The 5,569-nt window shown below is 63.4% G+C and carries 7 protein-coding genes; 5 read left to right on the top strand and 2 right to left on the bottom strand.

What is annotated here, in order from left to right; genetic code table 11:
* On the top strand, nucleotides 1-530 hold a 530-nt coding region (locus AADA04_RS08800), incomplete at its 5' end, for a hypothetical protein (RefSeq protein ID WP_340692885.1).
* Between the two features lie 49 nt (nucleotides 531-579).
* A complete protein-coding gene (locus AADA04_RS08805) occupies nucleotides 580-900 on the top strand; it encodes a SemiSWEET transporter (protein ID WP_340692886.1) in 321 nt (106 codons plus the stop codon).
* On the opposite strand, the gene AADA04_RS08810 is transcribed toward AADA04_RS08805, so the two are convergent.
* Complete coding sequence (locus tag AADA04_RS08810) at nucleotides 849-1,733, bottom strand: aminotransferase class IV (RefSeq protein ID WP_340692887.1); 885 nt, start codon at nucleotides 1,731-1,733, stop codon at nucleotides 849-851. The genes AADA04_RS08805 and AADA04_RS08810 overlap by 52 nt on opposite strands.
* A 164-nt stretch (nucleotides 1,734-1,897) precedes the next feature.
* Between AADA04_RS08810 and ccrA the strand changes: the two genes are divergently transcribed.
* On the top strand, nucleotides 1,898-3,154 hold the full coding sequence (gene ccrA, locus AADA04_RS08815; RefSeq protein ID WP_340692888.1) for a crotonyl-CoA carboxylase/reductase: 1,257 nt from the start codon (nucleotides 1,898-1,900) through the stop codon (nucleotides 3,152-3,154).
* 226 nt (nucleotides 3,155-3,380) lie between these two features.
* Complete coding sequence (locus tag AADA04_RS08820; protein ID WP_340692889.1) at nucleotides 3,381-4,400, top strand: DUF2804 domain-containing protein; 1,020 nt, start codon at nucleotides 3,381-3,383, stop codon at nucleotides 4,398-4,400.
* 64 nt (nucleotides 4,401-4,464) lie between these two features.
* Here AADA04_RS08820 and AADA04_RS08825 read toward each other — a convergent pair whose 3' ends face one another.
* Entirely contained in the window at nucleotides 4,465-4,908 is a 444-nt protein-coding gene (locus AADA04_RS08825; RefSeq protein WP_340692890.1) for a PA2169 family four-helix-bundle protein, read from the bottom strand.
* 200 nt (nucleotides 4,909-5,108) lie between these two features.
* Here AADA04_RS08825 and AADA04_RS08830 point away from each other — a divergent pair.
* Nucleotides 5,109-5,569, top strand: a 461-nt coding sequence (locus tag AADA04_RS08830) for a hypothetical protein (RefSeq protein ID WP_340692891.1), incomplete at its 3' end; no start/stop codon positions are given.

Below are 5,569 nucleotides of genomic sequence, written 5' to 3' on the forward strand. Positions count from 1 at the left end.
CTTCCTCCCCCCTCCAGACAGCGCTCGGCCTGCGCCTCGCCACCCTGCTCGCCTTCCCGTTCGGCGTTGTCCTTGTGGCCCTGATGCAGCGCAGCGCGCTGATGATCGTGCTGCTCGCAGCGGGCATGATCGGCGTCAGCCTGGTCGAACGCTTTCGTCTCGCCCGGCTCACCGGATCACCCGCACCTGTCACGCTTGCCGGCTTGCTGCCCGGATTCGCCGTGCGCCTTGGCGGCCTGGCCGGCCTGTTCATCGTCCTCCTCGGCATCCTCGCTTTGTTCCGCGACACGTCCCTCGCGCGCGGCCTCGGCCTTGAAGACGTGGCTATCCTTGTCGGCGTCACCGGTTTTGCCCTGGCGGCCAACGCGATCAGCGCCCGGCTCGCCACAACTGAGGTCAGCAGCGTTCTGTCTACCCTGAACGCCTCGTTCCGTGAGGCCAATCCCGGCGCAGGCAGTGCAGATGGCGAGATCATTGAAGGCGAATTCTACGATCCCGAAACCGGGCCCGATTCTCCCCCTCGCCGCTGAAACGGACTTGATATATATACCGCCGGAACGCGGGCGGAGCACACTTCAAATGACTGAATTTATTGGCTTTTTGGCCGCGATCCTGACCACGGTCTCGTTCGTGCCCCAGGCCGTCCAGATCCTGCGCACCCGCGAAACCGGCGGCATCTCCCTCATCATGTACGTCCTGTTCACCGCCGGCATCGCCGCCTGGCTCGCCTATGGAATCATGATTGCCAGCGTCCCGGTCATCCTCGCGAACCTCGTCACTATCGTGCTCGCCGGAACGATCCTCACCCTCAAGGCCCGCGCCGTCATGGCCGCCCGCCGGCCTGCGCGTCAGCCCATCGTCCACGGCGCCACCGCCGCCACGTCCGCCCCCATCGCCTGATAATACAGCCGCTGGATCTGGCGCGTCACCGGCCCCGGCTTGCCGCTGCCGATGGCCTGCCCGTTTATCGCAATCACCGGCGCAATCATCGCGCCCGCAGACGTCGTGAACGCCTCCTTGGCGCCCAACGCCTCGTCCGGCGTGAAGGCGCGTTCGACAAGATGAAGGCCTGACCCTTCCAGCAGGTCCAGCACCCCTGCCCGCGTGATCCCCGGCAGGATGGACGGCGACAGGTCCCGCGTCACCAGCTGCCCTTCGGCATCGACAATCCAGGCATTGGCCGAGGCCGCCTCGGTCACGCGCCCATCCTCCACGAGGAAGGCCGTGTCCGCACCTGCGTCCCGCGCAGCCCGGTAGGCCAGCGCCTGCGACAGCAGCTGGGTCGTCTTCATGTCGCGCCGCTTCCAGCGCGTATCGTCCAGGAAGACCGCCCTGATCCCGTCCCGCGCGGCCTCGCCAATCAGCGGACGGGCGTCCGCATACAGGAATACGGTCGGCTCGAATTCCTCCGGCCCGGCAAAGTCGCGCATGCCATAGGCCCCCGCCGTAACCTGCAAATAAATCAGGCCTTCGGTCAGGGTATTATAGTCGATCAGATCGCGGTGAACCTTGCCCCAGCCCTCACCCTTCAGGGGGTTCGGAATGCCAATTCCGGCCAGCGTGCGGTCGAGGCGCGACATATGGCCCCCGAAATCGACAAGGTGTCCGCCATACACGGCGGTCACTTCATAGGCGGCATGGGCAAACAGGAAGCCCCGGTCGAAGGGCGATATACGAGCATCCGCTGCAGAACAGAAGGCGCCGTTTAGGTAGGCCGTGGTGCATATTGTCATTTTTGTCACGCTGATCCGGTTGCGTTATTGTGCGCCGCAACAAATGCCTTGCATCCGAGCGGGCGTGAAGCCAAGGTGCCGCGACCCGGGGGCTTTGTGAAGACACGCAATAAACGTGCGCACTCTGTCTCCTGACGTGAACTTGGAGGATTGGAATTTCAATTATGGGCAGAGAACAGAAAGACATTTACGCGATGGGCGAAATTCCTCCGGAATTTCACGTCCCGAAAATGATGCACGCGTGGGCCATCCGCCGCGAGCGCCACGGTCGTCCGTCGACCGCGATGCAGCTCGAGCAGGTTCCCGTCCCGGAAATTGATTCCGACGAAGTGCTCGTCCTCGTGATGGCCGCAGGCGTCAATTATAACGGCATCTGGGCCGCCCTCGGCGATCCGATTTCCGTGTTCGACGTGCACAAGCAGGACTACCATATCGCAGGCTCCGATGCCGCCGGCATCGTCTGGGCCGTCGGCCGCAAGGTCACCCGCGTGAAGCCTGGCGACGAAGTTGTCATCCACTGTAACCAGGATGATGGCGACGACGAGGAATGCAATGGCGGCGACCCGATGTTCTCGCCATCCCAGCGCATCTGGGGCTATGAAACGCCGGACGGCTCGTTCGGCCAGTTCTGCCGCGTGCAGGCCCGCCAGTGCATGCCGCGCCCGAAACACCTGACCTGGGAAGAAAGCGCCTGCTACATGCTGACGCTCGCCACGGCCTACCGTATGCTGTTCGGCCATCGCCCGCACATCGTGAAGCCGGCCGACAATGTGCTCGTCTGGGGTGCCTCGGGTGGCCTTGGCAGTTTCGGCGTCCAGCTCTGCGCCGTCACCGGGGCCAATGCGATCGGCGTCGTCTCAAGCGACGAGAAGAAGGATCACGTGCTGGGCCTCGGCGCCAAGGGCGTGCTCAACCGCAAGGATTTCAATTGCTGGGGCCAGCTGCCCACGGTCAACGGGCCTGAATTCAACGACTATATGAAAGAATCCCGCAAGTTCGGCAAAGCCATCTGGGAGCATACGGGCAAGAAGGATGTCGACATCGTGTTCGAACACCCGGGCGAGTCCACCTTCCCCGTCTCGGTCTTCGTGGTGAAGCGCGGCGGCATGGTCGTTATCTGCGCCGGCACGACCGGCTTCAACCTCACCATGGACGCCCGTTTCCTCTGGATGCGCCAGAAACGCGTTCAGGGCAGCCACTTCGCCCACCTGAAACAGGCCAGCGCCGCCAATGATCTCGTCATCAACCGGCGTATCGACCCCGGCATGTCGGAAGTGTTCACCTTCGACCAGATTCCGGCGGCCCATGACAAGATGCTCGACAACAAGCACCTGCCCGGCAACATGGCCGTCCTCGTCACCAGCCCGAAACCCGGCCTGCGCACCGTCGAAGACGTGCTGGAAGTCACGGGACAGATCTAAACGCTCATTCCGGCCGGTAACAGGCGGAGCCGTCACAGGAGACGCTCCGCCTGGCACTGCCGTGCGATCGCGAACGCATATCCTGCACCGTATTCCTTTCAGGCATCTCGCGCGGCGGCTTCAGTCGTGGCGCAAGCGTCAAGCGCCGCTTGGCTGGCCGGGATTGACAGGGCCATCCAGTTACTTTGAGAACCGGAGAAGAAAAACGATCCAAAGGGGCGGGCGTATGCAGGAAAAAATGGGCAGCGGGAACCTGCTCGATGGCCGGGGCCGGCTTGAAGCGTGCGGCTGGGCCACGTCGGAAGTGCGCCGCTATGATCGCGGGGCAATCCGCGCGCATCCGCTCAGGACCAAGGAATGGGACTATTATTGCGTCCTGACGGACCGGTACGGCCTGGCGCTCACGCTGGCCGACAATGACTATCTCGGATTTGCCGGGATTACCTGGCTGGACTTCGAAACGCCCTCGTCCTGCGCCCAAGACGTGGTTGTCCCGCTGCCAATGGGCAAGTTCGGCCTGCCTGCCAGTGCTGACAGCGGAGATGTCATCTTTTCCCACAAGACACTCGAGATGGCCTTTCGGCACGTTCCGGGCGGACGCCAGCTGACCGTCAAGGCGCCCGGCTTTGACAAGGGGCGCGGCCTCAGCGGCGAGATCTTCCTGCGCCAGCCCGAAATGGACAGGATGGTGATCGCCACGCCCTTCCCCGGCGCGCCAAAGGCCTTTTACTACAACCAGAAGATCAACTGCCTGGCCGCTGAAGGCGAGATCGTGATCGGGTCGGAGACGTTCCCGTTCCAGCCCGACCGGGCCTCTGGCGTCCTCGACTGGGGACGCGGTGTCTGGACCTATGACAATACCTGGTATTGGGGCTCTGCCTCAGGTCACCTGAATGGCCGCCCCTTCGGATTCAATATCGGTCACGGGTTTGGCGATACATCGGCTGCCAGCGAGAACATGCTGTTTCTCGACGGCACTGCGCACAAGCTGGACGCGGTCACGTTCCATTTGCCGGACGGCCCTCTGGACAAGGCCCCCTGGCGTTTCAGCAGCAATGACGGACGTTTCGAAATGACCTTCGCACCGGTCCTGAACCGGGATGCCCATGTCAATCTGGGCGTCATGGAAACTCGGCAGGATCAGGTCTTCGGACATTTCAGCGGTGATGTCGTGCTCGATGATGGCACAAGCCTCCATATCGATCGCCTCCTCGGCTTTGCCGAAGAAGTGCATAATCGCTGGTAGGCTCGCAGGTAAAAACCGGCTCCCGGAGGAGCCGGCTTTCTCTTTATCCGAATCCAGCCCTGTCTCAGGTCAGGCGGTCGGCGAACGACTCGCCTTCGCGGGCGCTGCGAAGGGCGTCCTGCAGCAGTGCCCGGGACTGTCCCTGCACCTCGCTTTTCTCCAGCCGATCCTCGATCGCCTTGGCCAGGTGTTCCTCGCCATCATCGACGGCTTCAAGCGCAGCCTTTTCATCGTCGCGGAACAGCGACACGAATTGCGTGAACCCGCGGTGCAGTGTGCCAAGCGTGCCACCATCCGTCTGGGGTTCGCCGCCGAGGCTGCGGACATGGTGCTGGAAGCGGCTGACAAGGTCGGCGCGCTCATTCGCCCGCTGCTGGAATTGCGCACGCAGGGCGTAGCCGTCATCGGCCAGGTCGCAGCACTTTTCATAGCCCTTCTTGCTGTCAATGAGCACCTTGGTGACGTCATTGAGAGCGTCGATTTCTGTATGCAGGGTTTGGTTGGTCATGTGGGTCTCCGTTAATTTGAACGATGCCCACTAACCGGGATACGCCGCGCCGGGTTCCAACAGAGATGATGAAATTCTGGCAAGGCGGGTGCTCCACACAGGCCTTGGCCGCGTCTGGCAAGCCCACAAAGCAGGTCCGCGCGGCGCGCCTCTCCACCCCCTTCTCCGACCCATACCTCGCCTGCGCTATACTGCGGCCCATGAGCCATCCGCCCGACTTGATCCATCACGGCCTCGAACAGGCGCGCCTTGCGCTATGGGCGGTCATCAACATGACGAACGCCCACCTGCGCCCGCTCACCTTGCGGCGCAGCCTGAAGCGACGCGCCTCCGGGCGGCTGAAACAGATCGAAATCATCGTGCGGCGCTTGCTCACCCTGATGGCGCTGGCCCTCACCCTGCCAGCGGTCCGCCCGCGGACCGGCCTCACCCCTGCCACTACCGCACCACTCCCCGAGGGCACCGAGATCGTCACCTTCCCGGCCCCGAACCGTTTCGCCCTGTCGGGACGGGTGCAGCCGACCGTCGCCCCCGAAGCCTCCGTGCTTTTTCCGGGGTGTGTCCGGGCATACGGCCTGGTGCCCGCCGCCCCCTTCCTCGCCCGGGTCAGCGCCCTCTACAAGGTGCTCGAAGCGCCGGACCTCTACGCCAAACGCCTGGC

The sequence above is a fragment of the Hyphomonas sp. genome (genome assembly GCF_037969335.1).
Classification (GTDB): Bacteria; Pseudomonadota; Alphaproteobacteria; order Caulobacterales; family Hyphomonadaceae; genus Hyphomonas.